General features: G+C 61.9%; 14 protein-coding genes. 10 read left to right on the top strand and 4 right to left on the bottom strand.

Features of this window, described 5'->3' with window-relative positions:
- Positions 1–4 precede the first annotated feature (4 nt).
- The 3 genes from LTH93_RS00830 to LTH93_RS00840 all read left to right on the top strand — a co-directional run bounded on the left by LTH93_RS00830 (position 5) and on the right by LTH93_RS00840 (position 3,400).
- Positions 5–1,039, top strand: coding sequence for a LacI family DNA-binding transcriptional regulator (locus LTH93_RS00830; protein ID WP_241469561.1), 1,035 nt, complete (start codon positions 5–7; stop codon positions 1,037–1,039).
- A gap of 150 nt (positions 1,040–1,189) precedes the next feature.
- Positions 1,190–2,413 carry an aminotransferase-like domain-containing protein gene (locus tag LTH93_RS00835; RefSeq protein ID WP_241469562.1) on the top strand — a complete coding sequence of 408 codons (1,224 nt, stop codon included), beginning with the start codon at positions 1,190–1,192 and terminating at the stop codon, positions 2,411–2,413.
- Between the two features lie 345 nt (positions 2,414–2,758).
- Entirely contained in the window at positions 2,759–3,400 is a 642-nt protein-coding gene (locus tag LTH93_RS00840; RefSeq protein ID WP_241469563.1) for an AmiS/UreI family transporter, read from the top strand.
- On the opposite strand, the gene LTH93_RS00845 is transcribed toward LTH93_RS00840, so the two are convergent.
- A complete protein-coding gene (locus tag LTH93_RS00845; protein ID WP_241469565.1) occupies positions 3,380–3,760 on the bottom strand; it encodes a MarR family winged helix-turn-helix transcriptional regulator in 381 nt (126 codons plus the stop codon). The genes LTH93_RS00840 and LTH93_RS00845 overlap by 21 nt on opposite strands.
- Before the next feature lie 174 nt (positions 3,761–3,934).
- Here LTH93_RS00845 and LTH93_RS00850 point away from each other — a divergent pair, with 174 nt between their 5' ends.
- A complete protein-coding gene (locus LTH93_RS00850; protein ID WP_241469567.1) occupies positions 3,935–4,960 on the top strand; it encodes a substrate-binding domain-containing protein in 1,026 nt (341 codons plus the stop codon).
- Here LTH93_RS00850 and LTH93_RS00855 read toward each other — a convergent pair.
- A complete protein-coding gene (locus tag LTH93_RS00855) occupies positions 4,931–6,073 on the bottom strand; it encodes an AAA family ATPase (RefSeq protein ID WP_241469569.1) in 1,143 nt (380 codons plus the stop codon). The two genes, LTH93_RS00850 and LTH93_RS00855, sit on opposite strands and share 30 nt — an antisense overlap.
- Positions 6,074–6,138: 65 nt before the next feature.
- Positions 6,139–7,176, bottom strand: a complete 1,038-nt coding sequence (locus LTH93_RS00860) for an aliphatic amidase (RefSeq protein ID WP_241469572.1) — start codon at positions 7,174–7,176, stop codon at positions 6,139–6,141.
- Between the two features lie 552 nt (positions 7,177–7,728).
- Between LTH93_RS00860 and LTH93_RS00865 the strand changes: the two genes are divergently transcribed.
- On the top strand, positions 7,729–10,086 hold the full coding sequence (locus tag LTH93_RS00865; RefSeq protein WP_241469574.1) for an FdhF/YdeP family oxidoreductase: 2,358 nt from the start codon (positions 7,729–7,731) through the stop codon (positions 10,084–10,086).
- 1,275 nt (positions 10,087–11,361) lie between these two features.
- Here LTH93_RS00865 and LTH93_RS00870 read toward each other — a convergent pair.
- Positions 11,362–11,943, bottom strand: coding sequence for a TetR family transcriptional regulator (locus tag LTH93_RS00870; protein WP_241469576.1), 582 nt, complete (start codon positions 11,941–11,943; stop codon positions 11,362–11,364).
- 51 nt (positions 11,944–11,994) lie between these two features.
- Here LTH93_RS00870 and LTH93_RS00875 point away from each other — a divergent pair, with 51 nt between their 5' ends.
- From LTH93_RS00875 to LTH93_RS00895, 5 genes are read left to right on the top strand one after another with little or no spacing between them, the layout of a single operon-like run.
- Positions 11,995–12,615 (top strand): biotin transporter BioY, encoded by a 621-nt coding sequence (locus tag LTH93_RS00875; RefSeq protein ID WP_241469578.1) that lies wholly within the window; start codon positions 11,995–11,997, stop codon positions 12,613–12,615.
- Positions 12,612–13,814: an AMP-binding enzyme gene (locus LTH93_RS00880; RefSeq protein WP_241469580.1), complete on the top strand. Its 1,203-nt coding sequence runs from the start codon at positions 12,612–12,614 to the stop codon at positions 13,812–13,814. The genes LTH93_RS00875 and LTH93_RS00880 overlap by 4 nt, the downstream gene beginning before the upstream one ends.
- Positions 13,811–15,040: an acetyl-CoA C-acyltransferase gene (locus LTH93_RS00885; protein ID WP_241469582.1), complete on the top strand. Its 1,230-nt coding sequence runs from the start codon at positions 13,811–13,813 to the stop codon at positions 15,038–15,040. The genes LTH93_RS00880 and LTH93_RS00885 overlap by 4 nt, the downstream gene beginning before the upstream one ends.
- Complete coding sequence (locus LTH93_RS00890) at positions 15,037–15,801, top strand: energy-coupling factor ABC transporter ATP-binding protein (RefSeq protein ID WP_241469584.1); 765 nt, start codon at positions 15,037–15,039, stop codon at positions 15,799–15,801. Before LTH93_RS00885 ends, LTH93_RS00890 begins: the two co-directional genes overlap by 4 nt.
- Positions 15,801–16,400, top strand: a complete 600-nt coding sequence (locus LTH93_RS00895; protein ID WP_241469585.1) for an energy-coupling factor transporter transmembrane component T family protein — start codon at positions 15,801–15,803, stop codon at positions 16,398–16,400. The genes LTH93_RS00890 and LTH93_RS00895 overlap by 1 nt, the downstream gene beginning before the upstream one ends.
- The last annotated feature ends 71 nt before the right edge of the window (positions 16,401–16,471 follow it).

Consider the following 16,471-nt stretch of genomic DNA (forward strand, 5'->3'; position numbering starts at 1 on the left):
AACCATGTCGAAAGCTAAGAGAGAAAACCTTCGAAAGAAGGTCACGTTGCGTGACGTGGCTGCTGTGGCCGAGGTATCTCTCAGTACGGCGTCCAAGGCCATGAACGGTCGGACCAGTGAAGTCAATGCTGCGACCAGCCAGCGCGTACTGGCCGCCGCTGATCGGCTCGGCTTCACTCCTAATGCACTCGCCCAAGCCATACTCTCTGGACACAGCGGGACTGTCGGACTCCTCACCGATGATCTGGAGGGTCGTTTCAGCCTCCCCATCCTCATGGGGGCCGAGGACGCCTTCGGAGCCGGCAAGATGTCCGTGCTGCTATGTGATGCGCGAGGCGACGCGATTCGGGAACAGCACCATCTGAAAGCTCTCGTGAGTCGAAATGTGGACGGATTGATAGTCGTCGGCTCACGACCTGACCAGAGGGCGTCGATCAGCGATCAGGTGACGGTGCCTGTCGTCTATGCGTACGCACCCTCGGCTGACACGGGAGACATCTCAGTCGTTGCCGACAATTACCATGCGGGTGCTTTGGTGACAGACCACTTGCGAGCCTTGGGAAAGCGGCGAATCGCTCACATCACGGGGGACCCCACCTACACCGCAGCTCAAGACCGCGCTCGGGGGATCTCCGATGAACTGGCCAAGGAAGGCCTCGAAATGGTGGGCCCACCACGATTTGGATCTTGGAGCGAGGCGTGGGGCAGGGCGGCAACCAAGTCATTGCTGCAGAGCGGCATCGAAGTCGACGCCATCATTGGGGGCAGCGATCAGATATCCCGAGGCATCGCGGACACCGTGCAAGAATCCGGCCTGCGCGTCCCAGGTGATGTGGCAATCGCAAGCTTCGACAATTGGAAAGCCATCGCCGAAGGTGGGCAGACACCGCTGACCAGTATTGATCTTGGATTCAAGGCGATCGGGACGCTGGCAGGCGGGTTGCTCTCCGCTGCCATCAAAGGCGATCCCCCCGAGGAACATTTCCACCTGGTGCAACCTCACCTGGTCGTCAGAGAGTCCACCGTCGGGTCCCACTGAGGCGGACTTAGGACAGATCTGCGCGGCCAACCATTGCGGCGGCGCATGGTCGAGGGCGATCACCAAACGCCGCCTGACTGCAGCGCTTCAACGAGACCACACATTTCCTCTCATTGATTTCAACCCTCGACTCTGCCCTCGAAAGGACACATGGAACACCACTTCGCGCAGCGAATCGGACGAGTCCGACCCTCGGCCATCCGCCAATTGCTGCAGCTGGGCGATGACCCTTCGATCACCTCGTTCGGGGGCGGCTACCCGGACCCCACCCTGTTCCCCCTCGACCAGCTTCGCAGCGTCTACGACCACGTTCTCCGCGAGCAGGGGCGCACCGCTCTGCAATACACGGCCACCGCCGGAATCCCCGAACTGCGCGAGAGGATCGAAGATCGAATGGGCCGCGACGGCGTGGACTGCAGCGCCGAAGACGTCTTGGTGCTCCAGGGCGCTCAACAGGGTCTCGACCTGGTGGCCAAGCTGCTGATCAATTCCGGCGACGTGATTATCACAGAGAACCCCACGTTCCTGGGCGCCCTCGTCGCCTTCGCCCCCTACGAGCCGGACTACGCCCCGGTGACCATGGACAAGGACGGCATTGATACGGATTTGCTCGAATGGGTGTTGGCGAACACCCCGCGGGCGAAATTCATCTACGTGATTCCGGACTTCCAGAATCCCACCGGAGTCACACTCAGCCTGGAGCGACGCCACCGTCTGCTGGAGTTGGCCAACCAGCACGACATCATCGTTCTGGAAGACACCCCCTACCGCGAGCTCCGGTTCGAAGGCGAGCAGCTCCCGACCCTGAAATCCCTTGACACCGAGGGTCGAGTCATCCACCTGGGCAGCTTCTCCAAGACACTCGCCCCGGGCGTGCGCATGGGCTATGCCGTGGCCAGCCCTACAATCCTGACGAAGCTCGAGCTGCTCAAACTGGCCGCCGACACCCAATCGTCCACCCTGAACATGACGGCTACGGCCCGGTTCTTGACCGAGTTCGACCTGGACGCGCACCTCGAGGCCGTCCGTCCGGTCTATCGCGCCAAGCGCGACGCGATGCTCAGCACCATGGCTGAAACCTTCCCCGCCGACGTGAAATACACCCGGCCCCAAGGCGGTCTGTTCACCTGGGTCACCTTCCCAGAAGACTTCGACTCAGCACGGTTCATGGCCGAATACTCGCTGCCTCAGGCCAGGGTCGCCTACGTCCCAGGCGGGACGTTCTTCCCCATGACCCAGGCCGCGCACTACGCCCGGTTCAGCTACGCCAGCGTGCAGCAGGAGGAGATGGTCGCCGGCGTCCGTCGCCTCGGTCATCTGCTGACCGGGTCCGGAGATGCTCGCCGCTCCTCTTTGTCCTCAACCTTGCCCTGACACCGTGACTGGACGGAGCTCGGCGACACAGACCGTCCACCCTGTAAGCACCTCGCCCACGCGCGGGCTGATCAGGGAATGTCGTCGATGACCACGGCATCGGTGACGCGGAATCTCCGCCCATCGGCGCGGAACAGAGCCTCAGTTGACCGAAGCAAGCGCCGACGACGGTTGGCGGGACCCCGCATCGGGAGGAGGCCGTACAGGACAGTCGGTGCCGAAGTCGTATTCCATAGGGATAACGGCTCTGGTGCAGAGCATTGACCAGCAGTTGTCGACGATGTAGTTTCTATTGGAGTATTTCCATATAGAACTAATTGACCTTTGGTCTCGTGGAGGTGTGCTGTGAGCGCAGTCGGATTGTTCTACGTCGGTGCGGTCCTATTCATCAACGGACTGATGCTTCTCGGTAGAGTCACTCCTCGAAGCGCAGGCGTCTTCAACCTCTTCGTCGGGGGACTTCAGTGTGTGATTCCGCTGATGATCGTCGCACAATCAGGAGGTGACCATGCGACGTTGCACGCCACCTTCCCGATCCTGCTTTTCGGATTCACATATCTCTACGTAGGCATCACTAACCTCACCAGCATCTCCGCCGAGGGCGTGGGATGGTTCTCCCTATTCGTCTCCGCATCGGCGGTCTACTTCGCGCTGGACTCTATCGCGGCAGGAGACTTGACCTTCGGGGTCGTCTGGCTGGCCTGGTCGGTTCTGTGGTTCCTGTTCTTCGCCCTTCTCGCACTCGAAAAGGCAGCTTGGACACCATTCAGCGGCTGGCTGGTTACTCTGTGGGCGATCCCTACCACCTCTGTCCCGGCAGTATTGCTCCTTCGGGACGCGTGGGTTCCAGGTGTCGTGGGGGCCCTGGGAATGTTGGTGGCCCTGGGCATCCTCGCATTGATCGCATGGATTCTCGCCAAGAGGACCCCAGCAGAGGAGCCCTCTTTAGCTCGGTCACCAGAAGAGCTAGCGGGTCAGTCCACGTAGAACTCGGAGAAGCTCGTCGACAGAGGTAGAGGAACCTTCTACCACTTCACTCTCCGCGGAGTACACCAGCGGCGCGAGCTCGGCATGCAATGCGACGCCCCTCGTTGAAAGATCCACCAGCACTCGGCGCCTGTCACTGGCATCAACCTCTCGGAACACCAGGGCCGCCGTCACCAACTTGTCGACCGCCCGAGTCAGACTCGGGCCAGTCAGCCCCGTGGTCTCGGCAACCGCTGCCATCGACACCGGGCCCTTCATTGCAGCTATCCTGTCCAGCACCGACCATTGGTCCACCGTCAGCTCTGCACTCGACACCACGACGTGGATGCGGCCATGAACCTTACGTGTGGCCGCAGCCAACGCCGATCCTAACCCAGTATGGGACGTTGCCACCGACATGCCCGCACTCCTTTTCTTTTACTTCCCTGTTACACAACAATCTTTACATACGGAACTATTTCATGTCATGGTTAGTGACCAGGATCTCACGGAAGGAACTACGTGCCGCATCGATCACCGATCTGGCGTGTGGGCATGGTCATCCCTCTGGGAGGCAGCGCGGGAATCTTTGGACCCTCATGTCAGGCCGTGGCCGAACTAGCCGCCGCAGAGCTCAACCGTGCCAGTGGCGTACTAGGCCGCGAAGTGGAACTCCAAGTCATAGACGCTAGCCGCCCCGCCCACGAAGTGGCCGACGAGGTGTCTCTCCTCGTCTCGCAGGACCGCCTGGATGCGGTGACGGGATGGCACATCTCATCGGTCCGGAATGCCTTGGTCCCAGCAATCGACGGCCGCCTTCCGTACGTCTACACCTCAGTGTTTGAGGGTGGTGAAAACCGACCGGGGGTCTACTGCAGCGGCGAAGTGCCGAACTTTCAGATCCTTCCCGCACTTGCCTGGATCGCCAAGCACCTCGGGAAGAAGAAATGGTTCGTCGTCGGCCATGACTATGTGTGGCCACGTCAGACCGCGGGCGTCCTGCGGGATTCCTGCGCGCGACTCGGGATCAACCTCGCCGGAGAAGCTTACGTGCCGATGGATGCGGACCAGATGGACCACTTGGTCGAACAGGTAGCTCAGGCTGATTGTGATGGAGTTCTGATGCTCCTGGTAGGACACGAAGCGGCGGTGTTCAACCGCATCTTCGCCGAGCGGGGACTCCACACCAAGATGGTGCGCTTCAGCCCTCTCATGGAAGAGAACATGGTGATGGCAAGCGGCCCTGACACCACGGAGGATCTCTATGTCTCCGCAGGGTTCTTCCGCACCCTCATCACAGCGGGTTCTTTCGATCTACAGGCCCAGTACGCCGCCTTCCATGGAGCAGGTGCACCTCCACTGAACAACGTCGCTGAGTCGTGCTACGAAGGCATGCATACTCTGGCCAATCTCACCCGCATTGCTAGGTCGACGCAGGCAAACGATATGAACCGCGTGATCGGGACACTCGGGTACGACGGGCCACGCGGGCCCGTCGTCTTCCACGGCAACCAGGCGGTTCATCCCGTTCATCTCGCGCGAGTGAGTGGGTTAGATTTCGAGGTCATCGACAGGCTCTGACACTCTGGGCAGCGCGACGACCTCTCCCCCATCCAGACTGGCCGATACTTGGATCTTCTGACCCGAGACACCTCTGGCACTGAGTGCCGCGCGGGCCACCGGGGTCGCCACCTGCTCACGGACTAGCCGCTTGATGCTTCGACCACCGTAGGCCTGGTCGTACCCTTGGGCGCTCACGAAAACAGCCACCTGGGGCTCCACCTTCAGGTCGATGCCTCGGGAAGCACACCTGCGCATGAGGTCTCGTATCTCGAGATCAGCGACGGCGACTGCATGTTGATCCGTCAGCGGATTGAAGACCACAACCTCGTCAATGCGGTTGATGAATTCAGGCTCGAAGAAGCTTTCGAGTGCTTTCCGGACGACCACGCTGTCATCACCCCACAGGCGTTGGTAGAGCGGCGTCTCGGATATGCCTGCGCGTTCAGCAGCTTTCGTGAGCGTTCTCCGGACGCGGCTACGGCTACGCTCCATCAGCTCGGCGGAGCCTAGGTTCGAAGTCATAAATACATAGGCATTTCGGAAGTTGATGGTCTCCTGACCATTTGCAAGCTTCAAGAGGCCATGATCCATAACCTGGAGCATCGCTCGGTGAACAGAACGGTGCGCCTTCTCCACCTCATCGAAAAGGGCGATTCCCGGCATATAGGGGTCCCCTCCGATCTTGGACCGGTCAAACAGGGAAAAACTCTCCTTGGAGCCGGCATAGCCTGGGGGCGCACCTGTCAGAGATGCCATGTAGTGCTCTTGAGACAGAGAGCTCATATCGATTCGAGACAGGTCGTCCGGCCCTGTCCGCAGGCTCGCAGCAAGCTGGCGGACCAGTTCCGTCTTCCCGACACCAGTCGGTCCCAGCAACAACACATTCGCCAGAGGACGATCGCGGTCGCCCACTCCGGCGCGACCTACCGCCACGGAACGAGTGACCGCTTCGACGGCAGCGTTCTGGCCAACGATCCGTTGGAGGAGGCGCGACCGTATGGCCTCGAGATCGACTCCATCCGATCCGGCTCCGATCCCGTCACTCAAGAAGTCCTCGCGTTCCATGCGGGTCAATTGCTCGTCCATCTGTTGCTGCTTGATCTCGTTGAGGCGATCGTTGATGAATGGCATCTGAGTCTCCAAACTAGTCAGAGCCGGACGCCCAGCGCCCGGCTCTGACTTTCCGTACGAATGGACTAGGCGGTCATCTCTTTCTTTGACGGCAGAGATCCGACCTGACAGCTGGCCACCCCTACGGTGTCCCTGGTGATGGCCTCGACGTTCTCCTGGGCCTTCTGTGCATCATTGACCCAGGTCTTGTAAAAGTCGAACGGGCATTCAGCGACCCCCTTGTCGCCGTCCCCCGCAGCGTGAACTCCCGAGTATCCGCGGTGCAACAACTTGAACAGGTGGTTCTGGGACTGATCGTTCTGGCGGGCATCACGGATCGCAGAGACGGACAACTGACCGTACTGGATCCCGTACTCTTCCTCGCCCGTCTCACCGAGCGTCCGACCGTCAAAGCCGATGATGGCACTGTGACCGAAGTAGGAATAGACACCGTCGAAACCGGCAGCGTTGGCCACCGCCACATAGCAGTTGTTCGCCCATGCCATGGCTTTCGACATCAACACCTGCTGATCCTTCGACGGGTACATGTAACCCTGGCAGCGCACCACGAGCTCAGCGCCCTTCATCGTGCAGTCACGCCAGATCTCAGGGTAGTTCCCGTCGTCACAGATGATCAGTGAGATCTTCAACCCCTTCGGTCCTTCCACGACGTGGGTAGTGTCCCCCGGATACCACCCCTCAATCGGGACCCACGGCAGGATCTTCCGATACTTCTGGACGATCTCACCTGTGTTGTCGATCAGGATGAGCGTGTTGTAGGGCGGCTTGTTCGGGTGGTCTTCGTGCTGCTCACCGGTGATCGAAAAGACACCCCAGGTGTCCGCCTCACGACACGCGGCGGAGAAGATCTCGGTCTCTTCTCCAGGGACCGTAGCCGCCGTTGCGAACATTTCATCGTTGTCGTACATGATGCCCTGCGTTGAATACTCGGGGAAGATCACGAGGTCCATACCCGGCAGCCCCTGCTTCATTCCCTTGATCATCTCCGCGATCTTCTGGGCGTTCTCGAGGACTTCGCCCTTCGTATGCAACCGAGGCATCTTGTAGTTGACGACTGCAACACCGACTGTGTCGGGGCTTGAAGAGATATCACCGTGCCGCATGAGATGCTCCTAATAGGGTTGTATTGAAATACTTCCAGTTGAAAGTGTTGGTGATCTCAGCGTTTGTGTCAACCCCCTCGCCGATTCCTACTGCCGGAGGTCTTCTTGGGCCGCGAAAGGGATCCCTTCTTCCAGCAGGATGCAGAGAGTCAGCCGGTCCAGTCTCTGGGAATAATCCATGGCCCCCGGGTGCTCATCACCCACTACTGTCACTCCCCTGAGACTGGTCCCTGCCAGCTGTGGATCGCACACGCGGGCAGGACGCCGGAGATGACCTGCTCACCCCACCGGTTGGCAGAATTTCTCTGGCATCGACTAACTCTGGTCCGACCCGGGCGGAGGAGGTGATCACATCCCCTCGGTGCGGGCGGAGTATCTTGACTGGAGGTTCTACATGAATCAGACAGTGCGCTTCTTCAGGGCGGGATCTATTCCAGGCACCAAGTTCGGCCTAGAAGGGGACGGCACCCAGGGACCCTGACGTGGCTCTTGAGTCACAATGGCACGAGCAGGACCACTGAATATCGAGACGCAGCCTAGAAGGGATGCCCGATGACTCGCTCCAACCCATCCGTCGAGGAAGCCGACGAGAACGATCTCGAAGTCGACAAGCCCAAGGATTGGGCTGCCGGAATGCAAGGCGTGTATCACTCCATGCAGCCGGCGCTGAAGCACATGGGCATCGAGCGGAGTGCACGTACGTTGCTCGCGATGAACCAGAAACAGGGATTCGACTGTATGAGCTGCGCGTGGCCGGACCCTTCCGGTCACCGGAGCAAGTTCGAGTACTGCGAAAACGGGGCCAAGGCGGTCACATGGGAAGCCACACCGGTCACGGTGGCGTCTGACTTCTGGGCCGAACACCCGATCAGCGATCTGCGTGGACGCTCCGAGTACTGGCTCGGGATGCAGGGCAGACTCACAGAACCCGTCTACAAGGCTGCGGGTGACGAACACTACCGACCCGTTGACTGGGACACGGCAATCAAAATCGTGTCGGAGAAGCTCAAGAGCCTCTCTTCCCCCGATGAAGCGGCGTTCTATACCAGCGGCCGTGCTTCGAACGAGGCAGCGTTCATCTACCAGCTGTTCATCCGCGGGTTCGGAACCAACAACCTGCCCGACTGCTCGAACATGTGCCACGAATCATCCGGCGTGGCGATGGGCGAGACGATCGGGGTCGGCAAAGCGACGGTCGCCTACGACGACTTCCTCAACTGCGATCTGATGATCGTGATAGGCCAGAACCCTGGCACCAACCATCCGCGCATGCTGAGCGCAATGGAGAAGCAGAAGGAGAATGGCGGCCAGATTGTCGCGGTCAATCCCTTGCCCGAGGCTGGACTGCGCCGGTTCAAGAACCCGCAGAAGCCGAAGGGCGTTGTTGGCCGTGGAACGGAACTCGCCGATCAGTTCCTGAAAATCCGTGCGGGCGGAGACATGGCGCTGCTTCAGGCAGTATCCAAGCGTGTGCTTGAAGCGGAGGACAGAAGCCCTGGCAGCGTGCTCGACCATGAATTCATCGATCAACACTGTGAGGGGCTGGTCGAGCTGCGCGAGCACCTGTCTCACTTGGATGAGCAGACAGTGTTGGAGGCGACGGGGCTGCGTTCGGACGAGATTGACGAACTCGCCGACCGTTATATCAACGCTGAATCGGTCATCATCACCTGGGCGATGGGTGTCACGCAGCAGAAGAATGGTGTAGGGACGATCAAGGAAATCATCAATCTACTCCTCCTGCGTGGAAACTTTGGCCGACCGGGAGCGGGTGCGTCACCGATTCGCGGGCACTCCAATGTGCAGGGGGACCGAACGATGGGAATCTGGGAGCAGATGCCGGCGTCGTTCCTGGATGCGCTCGGCAAAGAGTTCTCGTTCGAACCTCCGCGTGAGCACGGTGTCGACGCGGTCGCGGCTGTGCGGGGAATGCGCGACGGCGGCATCAAGTTCTTCCTCGCCCTGGGAGGAAACTTCGTGGCCGCGATGTCTGACACCGCAGCAACCGAGGCGGCGATGCAGAAGCTCGAGATGAACGTGCAGATCTCCACGAAACTGAATCGATCCCACACCGTGGTCGGCCAGGAAGCGCTCATACTGCCGACTTTGGGCCGCACCGAGATCGACATGCAGGCGTCTGGTCCGCAGTTCGTTTCGGTCGAGGACACCGTCAGCGCTGTCCATTCCTCCGAAGGCAGGGTCCGGCCGGTAGCGCCGAACCTGCTTTCCGAGATCGCCATCGTCAGCCGACTTGCACGAGCGACCCTGGACAGCCGCGTCGCAGCTGATTGGAAAGGCTTTGAGGCTGACTACGATCTCATCCGTGACCACATCTCGCGTGTTGTGCCCGACTGCGGGAACTACAACCGTCGCATTCGGGAGAAGGATGGATTCCTGCTGGCGAACGGGCCACGCGATTCCCGTACCTTCGACACCCCCAGCGGTAAAGCCATGATGACTGTGAATGAGCTGGACCCGATGGATTGCCCGCCTGATCGACTGATTCTGCAGACCATGCGCTCACACGACCAGTTCAACACCACCATCTACGGCTACAACGACCGGTATCGCGGTATCAAGAAGGGCCGACACGTCATCCTTGTCAATCCACAGGATCTCGCGCAGCTTGGCTTCAGTGATGGTGACCTGGTGGACGTGCACGGCGAGTACATAGACGGCAAAGACCGTGTGCTGCGGAAGTTCCGTGCGGTGTCGTACCCTACGGCCCGGGGCTCTGCCGCTGTGTATTATCCCGAGGGCAACGTTCTGGTGCCGCTCGATGACACCGTCCAGGGCAGCAATACTCCGGTATCGAAGGGTGTGATCATCCGGTTGGAGCGTGCGGCGGAGGGTCCCGCCGGCGGCAGCAGCGAGGAGAACAAACAAGAGGACATGCCTGAGACCGTCTGATCTCTGATCAGCCACCGATCACAGCGCGGACCCTTTGCTCGGACTCAGGACTGCGATTACGTCCCCATGTGCACGCTGACCCAGAAGAGTCTCCGAGGCGATCGAGATCGCCTACCTGACGGGGTTCAGGATGTGCGGGATGGTTGATCTGCACGCCGGATCCGAGAAGACCGATGCCCGGGACGCACTTATCATCGCTGAACCCGCTCACCATGCGTGCTGCGCTGCGCTCGATCGCGATCTCTGATGAACAGGGCGCTGAGCTCGCCGTGCTGGCCGGTTTCGAAGATGACCTGCTGGCCCCGACAGCGGCTGCCAGGAACCGGTTGCTCGGACTACTCACCCAGATCCACCCCCCCTGTGGAACGGGCCGGGGGCCCGTATCTGCACCATATCGGCGTCCTCGACGCGCCCACCACGCGGCGTTCCAGGACTTCCATCCGTGGAGAGTTCGCCCACCGCGGCGGGAACAAACGACTTGAATCGAGTCTCCACAACTCAGCGTTCGCGGCCCGGCGCCGGCTGGATACCTTCTACGCGATGCTCCGTGATGGCGGTCTCTACCAAGACCCAGCCGCGTCAGGCACATCAGAGCACTCACCGGCGGTTGGCGAAAACCATAGAGGCACCCCTTCCCAAACTTGATTCAGAGCCTTGCGGTCCGGGAAGGTGTCGTCCTAGAACGGCTCAGGTCGACCACATTCGGCCGAGACCGTGTTCGGCTTCGGCTTCGGCTTCGGGGAACGCGTCTGGCAACAAGTCCTTAATTTTCCAGTCATGGCTTCGAGACTCCGCACCGCGTGGCGTTCATCGCGCCGGGCCGCGTAGAGATGGATCTGAAGCGGCACACCACCTCCGAGAATGCGCAGAGAGTGCAGGTACTACCGAGGATCATCGGTGAGAATAGCCAAGCCTCCTCCTGCCGCTGCAAATGCTTGGTCGAGCTGCCTGTATTCGGTTTCGAGCGTCCGAGCAGGAGTGACTTGAGCGCCTGGTCGCCCTCCGCGGTTAGTCTTTGCCCCGGCGTACTCTTTATGTTGTGGAGGCAGCGCATTATGGAGCGATGAGGCCGCCTACGACTCTACGCCGCACCATCAGGGATTCTTTGCATTTTCTCGGGTTCCGGACACTCCTACCGGGGCTGTCTGGCACCTGGGTGTGACGGCAGGAAGCTTCGACAGGTCGCACCGCGACCTGACTGCACCTGTCATACCCGTGTGGCAGACCCGCCTAGAGACTGACATCGTTTTCGCCCACATGTAGATCCGGAGAGCGTCACCCGACGAGCAACAGGTCCAGCATCGCTGAGAATTCCGCAATAGGCCTGGGACTCGTGCCTCCCGCTTCAAACTCAATAGCCTGAGCGCGCTGCTGGGAGATAACTGCGTGGCCGAGCAGCAGGGAACAGACTCCATCGACCAGCGTGTCAGCGACTATGTCGCCACCAGCGTTCTCCCTGTAGTTCAGCCCAGTCAGACTCCGCGGAACCGGCTCCGCGATCAGCGCTCGAAACCTCTGGCCACCAATGTCTAAGGCGACCACCGATGCGACGAGTTCGGCGGCGTCCCGGGTACTCAGTAGCGCTCCATGCAGAGTCACCGCACGGGCTCGAAGCTCAGCGCGCCACTCGGGCAGCGGCGCGCTGAACACGACTCCGTCGAGCAATCTGTCTGCGACGAGGGCAAGTAGCGACTGTTTATCCCTGACATGCCAGTAAAGGGCACTGGGTTGTACACCCAGGCGAGTGGCCACTCTTCGCATAGAAAGGTCGGCCAACCCATATTGCTCGAGAATCTCCGTCGCCGCCTCGACCACGTCGGACAAGGAAATTCTTGAAGTTGAGTTATGCCGGACCATAGTCCTATAGTCTACTGAACACCATTCATTGAACACCATTCAGGAGCTGGCATGACCACAAGCGCCCCTTCCGACCGGGCCGAGACCGAGACCGAGCCGATCGTCGACTCAACTACATCCGGCGTCTCGATGCGCGCCGTCGCGCAGATGGCCGTTTTCGCCGCACTGATCGGCGCACTCGGGCTGATGGGAGCGATTGCTGTGCCCGGGCTGGTTCCGATGACCGCGCAGACGCTTGGCGTCATGCTGGCAGGGGCCGTGCTGGGCCCGTGGCGCGGGTCAGCTTCGGTCGCACTGCTCCTGATGGTCGTCGCTCTCGGCATGCCGCTCCTCTCGGGTGGCCGCGGTGGGCTAGGGGTATTCGTCGGTCCCTCCGCCGGCTACCTGATCGGATGGATCGTAGGTGCGATGGTTGTCGGCCTCGTCGTGCATGGTGTTCGAGGTCGCCCAAGCCTGACGTGGCCACGCGTGCTCGCTGGCGCGGCCCTCGGTGGCATCGGTGTCATCTACCTTTGCGGGATCCCGGTGCAGTCTGTCGTGACTGGTCTCGATCTGGGGCAGACCATGCTGACCTCGTTGGCGTTTCTCCCCGGGGACATCATCAAGGTCGCAGTGACCGTCGTTGTCACCATGGCTCTCTGGCGGGCCTACCCACGAGCCTTTCAGTCTTGAGTGACAAGGTCCCGGCCGACGACTCAGCCGGCCGGCGGCGAGCTGTCCTTGAGCCGCTCCGAGGCGCAGACCATGCCACGGTACTCAAGACTGCGCTCAAGATCCGCGCACAAGGCGGGGTTCCGCTGATAGGCGATGAACGGTGGGACGATCAGCATTGGCGTGAACTCGTCACAGCGTCGTCCCAGCACGCGCTCCCAGAGGATGCCGCATGGGCCGGATTCACCTCCGGATCGACGGCGGCCCCACGGGTCGTAGTGCGCAGCCACGCCTCCTGGGCATGCTCCTTCCCTGTGATCGACAAGCTGCTTGGCGCCCGACCTGGCGACTCCATGCTTATCCCTGTACACCCGGTGTCATCGATGGCGCTCTACGCCGCGGCACACGCCCAGAGCTCCGGCCTGCGGTTCACCGTTCCACACACCGCCCGACTGCGCGCCGCTGACCTGGATGGACCTGGCTTGATGCACGGCACGCCTTGGCACCTGCGCGAAGTCGTCAGCCTGGTCCAGGCCGGAGCGCACTGCACGCTGAGGGCCGTGTTGATCGGCGGTGACCGGCTGGACCAGAATCTGGCCATGCAGGCCCGTCAACTCGGACTCTCGGTAGTCACTTATGCGGGTGCGGCCGAGCTGAGCTTCGTCGCTGTAGACGCTGGGGCCGGCTTGCGCTCCTTCCCTGGCGTGCAGCTCAAGGTGGACGACTGCGGCGTGCTGTGGGTCCGCACTGAGCAAGTCTGCTCCACCGTGATTGGAAAAGGCTCCTCGCTGCGCACTGCGGGTGGGTCCGACCTCGAGCCCCAGTCCGGGGTGTACCCCTGGGTGACCGTCGGTGACCAGGCCTCACTGACGGACGGCGTCCTGACTCTGCACGGTCGCTCTGGTGACGCCATTCTCACGGCGGGGGCCACGGTGCTGCCCAGTGACGTCGAAGCGGTCCTCAGCCGGCTCCCGGGTGTGCGGGCCAGCCTCGTGGTGGCCGCACCGGATCGAGCTCTGGGCCAACGTGTGGCCGCATTCATCGAGCCCGAACCAGCAGCCGTACTGGACCAAGGAGCTCTCCTCCGCGCCGCTCGCGCGGAACTCACCCCTGCTCAATACCCACGGGTCACGCGCCTCGTGGCCTCACTGCCCCGCACCGGCTCAGGCAAGGTCCGCAGGCTGTCCTACACCGACGCCCAGCGGCTGGAGGCGACATGATCGTCACCTCTGCTTTGGATGTCGTCGTCTTGGCAGCTGCACGTACGCCGGTGACCGGTCGATCCCGGGCACAGTCCCACCGCACCGCATACCAGCTGGCTGCTGACGTCATAGCTCCGCTCGCCGTTGACGCTCGCGCTCACCTCGGAGTGGAGCCAACGGGAGTGGTGCTGGGGAACTGCATCGGTCCCGGAGGCAATATCGCCCGGGTCGCGGCGCTGGGGGCCGGCCTTGATCAGAGGGTGACGGGTATCACCGTAGATGCTCAGTGCGGCTCCGGATTGGTGGCGATCATCCAGGCTGCGGGACAGTCCCAGCTCGTGGGCGCTCCACTGATCGCAGGAGGCACTGAGAGTCCCTCGACCGCTCCGATTCGCACCTTCCGAGGCGTGAGCTACGACCAGGCGCCGTTCACCCCCTCCGGCTGGCCCGATCCTTCGATGACCGAAGCCGCCGATGACCTCGCCACAGCCCGCGGCATTTCTCGGGCCCGACAGGAAGACGCTGCGCTCCGCAGCCACGCCCTGTCGCTGCGGCATGCTGCGCTGGCAACGACAGAGATCGCCGAGACCCATGACGGTCTGAGCCTGGGTCGCGACGACGGACCTCGTCGTCTCGATTCGACCAGAGCCGCCCGGTTCTCTCCTGTGCGCGATTCTCCCCGAGCCACAGTCACACCCACCACCGCCGCCCGGATTGCCGATGGCGCCGCCGCCGTGCTGCTCGCCCCGATGGGAGGCGGCCTGCATGAGGTCGCCGGAGGAGCGCCGACGTCGAATAGGACCATTCTTCCGGCATGCCGGATCCGGGCCACGGCACTAGTCGGGGCTGACCCGCAGCAACCCGGCATCGTCGCAGCAAACGCGATCAGCGCCTGTCTCGCCGCCGCGGGCGTCCGTCTGCAACAGCTCTCAGCCGTCGAGATCGTCGAGGCCTACGCGGCACAGCTGCTTGCTGTTGTCGACGAGTTGGGACTCACCACGGCGGGGACCACAGAGACAGGAGCCCCACCACAGCTCGACCCTCGCGTCAACGCCGCAGGGGGCGCTCTCGCATTAGGCCACCCATGGGGAGCCTCAGGGGCGATAGCTCTGGGAAGACTCGTCCGCCGGCTCGCGGCCGCTGAACCGGGCGCACTCGGGGTCGCGGCCTGCGCCATCGCTGGTGGCATGGGTTCCGCCGTCATCGTCGAGAGACTCGAAGATCCACGAGGAGACCAGGGATGACCATCGAAATTGACCAGCTCACCGTCACCGCCACCGGGCCTGAAGGCGTCACTCCCCTGTTGCGCGGTGTCAGCGCATGCCTCGAGGCCCGCACGACGGCGATCATCGGGGAGAACGGATCTGGAAAGTCCACCTTGGCGAAGGTGATCGGAGGACTGCTCAGCCCTGCCTCAGGTACCGTCACGGTCAACGGGCTCGATGTCGTCCGCGACGCCAAGCGGCTCCGCCGAGACACTGGGTTCATCATCGCCAACGCCGCCGCCCAGATCATCATGCCCACCGTGCGCGAGGATGTTGCGCTCACTCTGCGCAGTCGCAGCCTGAACCGCCGAGAACTCGAGGACCAGGTGGACGCTGCTCTGGCGGAGCATGGGCTGACCGAGCTGGCCGACCGCTCGTGCCTATCACTGTCATCTGGGCAGCTGCAACGACTAGCCCTGTGCTCGGTGCTGGTCGGCAAGCCCGACGTGGTGATCGCCGATGAGCCTAGCTCTATGCTTGATGCCCGCCACCAGCGACTCGTCAGTCGAAGATTATTCTCTCAGCCTGCAGATGCGCAGCTGGTCCTGGTCTCCCATGACCTCGACCTGGTGCGCCGCTGCGAGGAGACTGTCTGGATCCACCAGGGTCAGGTGGCGGGACACGGGTCCTCGAGTGCCGTGGTCGAAAGTTATCTGAACATGCTCGACGAAACCGAGGCAGAATCGACTGCGGATTTCGAAGGTACTACTCAGATGACGCCACCGAAGGGGCGGCCCTGATGATCTCCCTCTACCACCCCGGCACATCGCTGCTGCACCGAATTCCCGCTGGGCTCAAGCTGGCTGGTTTCGCGCTGCTCGCCCTGACGCTGTTCTTCCTTCCCGATGCGTGGGAGTCCGCCGCGACGTTGCTTGTCCTGCCTGTACTCGGCTACGGACTTGCGGGCCTGCCCGCCCGGCTGCTGCTCACCGACCTGCGCCGTGTGCTGATGCTGCTGGTATTTCTAACTGTCACCCAGCTGATATTCCTCGACCCGACCGCGGCCGCCACTAACACCGCCCGCGTCATCAGCATCGTGCTGCTGGCCCAAGTCCTGACCCGCACGACGAAGATCGAGTCGATCATCGCCACCGCTGAGCAGTTGTTCACGCCCTTGAGACGGTTCGGTGCCAACCCGGCCAAGATCGGGCTAGCAGTGGCCCTGGTGCTCACCTCGGTGGGTCAGCTCGCAGCCGTCATCCGCCAGGTCCGTGATGCGCAACGCTCCCGGGGTGTCCGGCTCGCCCCTTGGGGATGGGTCGTGCCCACCTTGGTGCTTTCGCTCAAACACGCCGACGACGTCGGAGACGCGCTGACCGCCCGCGGTTTTGAGGCATAGCTATGTTGCTGAGCAGTAAGCACAGGGACACAGCGGAGATTCAGGGCGCTGTTCCTCTGACGCCGACTTGC

The organism is Nesterenkonia sp. DZ6, from assembly GCF_022565835.1.
In the GTDB taxonomy this organism is placed as follows: domain Bacteria; phylum Actinomycetota; class Actinomycetes; order Actinomycetales; family Micrococcaceae; genus Nesterenkonia.

Coding starts and splice junctions, on each gene's coding strand:
- LTH93_RS00870 (WP_241469576.1), bottom strand. CDS start 11,943: ATGGTCCGGCATAACTCAACTTCAAGAATTTCCTTGTCCGACGTGGTC.
- LTH93_RS00835 (WP_241469562.1), top strand. CDS start 1,190: ATGGAACACCACTTCGCGCAGCGAATCGGACGAGTCCGACCCTCGGCC.
- LTH93_RS00855 (WP_241469569.1), bottom strand. CDS start 6,073: ATGCCATTCATCAACGATCGCCTCAACGAGATCAAGCAGCAACAGATG.
- LTH93_RS00895 (WP_241469585.1), top strand. CDS start 15,801: ATGATCTCCCTCTACCACCCCGGCACATCGCTGCTGCACCGAATTCCC.
- LTH93_RS00860 (WP_241469572.1), bottom strand. CDS start 7,176: ATGCGGCACGGTGATATCTCTTCAAGCCCCGACACAGTCGGTGTTGCA.
- LTH93_RS00885 (WP_241469582.1), top strand. CDS start 13,811: ATGATCGTCACCTCTGCTTTGGATGTCGTCGTCTTGGCAGCTGCACGT.
- LTH93_RS00850 (WP_241469567.1), top strand. CDS start 3,935: ATGGTCATCCCTCTGGGAGGCAGCGCGGGAATCTTTGGACCCTCATGT.
- LTH93_RS00830 (WP_241469561.1), top strand. CDS start 5: ATGTCGAAAGCTAAGAGAGAAAACCTTCGAAAGAAGGTCACGTTGCGT.
- LTH93_RS00865 (WP_241469574.1), top strand. CDS start 7,729: ATGACTCGCTCCAACCCATCCGTCGAGGAAGCCGACGAGAACGATCTC.
- LTH93_RS00890 (WP_241469584.1), top strand. CDS start 15,037: ATGACCATCGAAATTGACCAGCTCACCGTCACCGCCACCGGGCCTGAA.
- LTH93_RS00875 (WP_241469578.1), top strand. CDS start 11,995: ATGACCACAAGCGCCCCTTCCGACCGGGCCGAGACCGAGACCGAGCCG.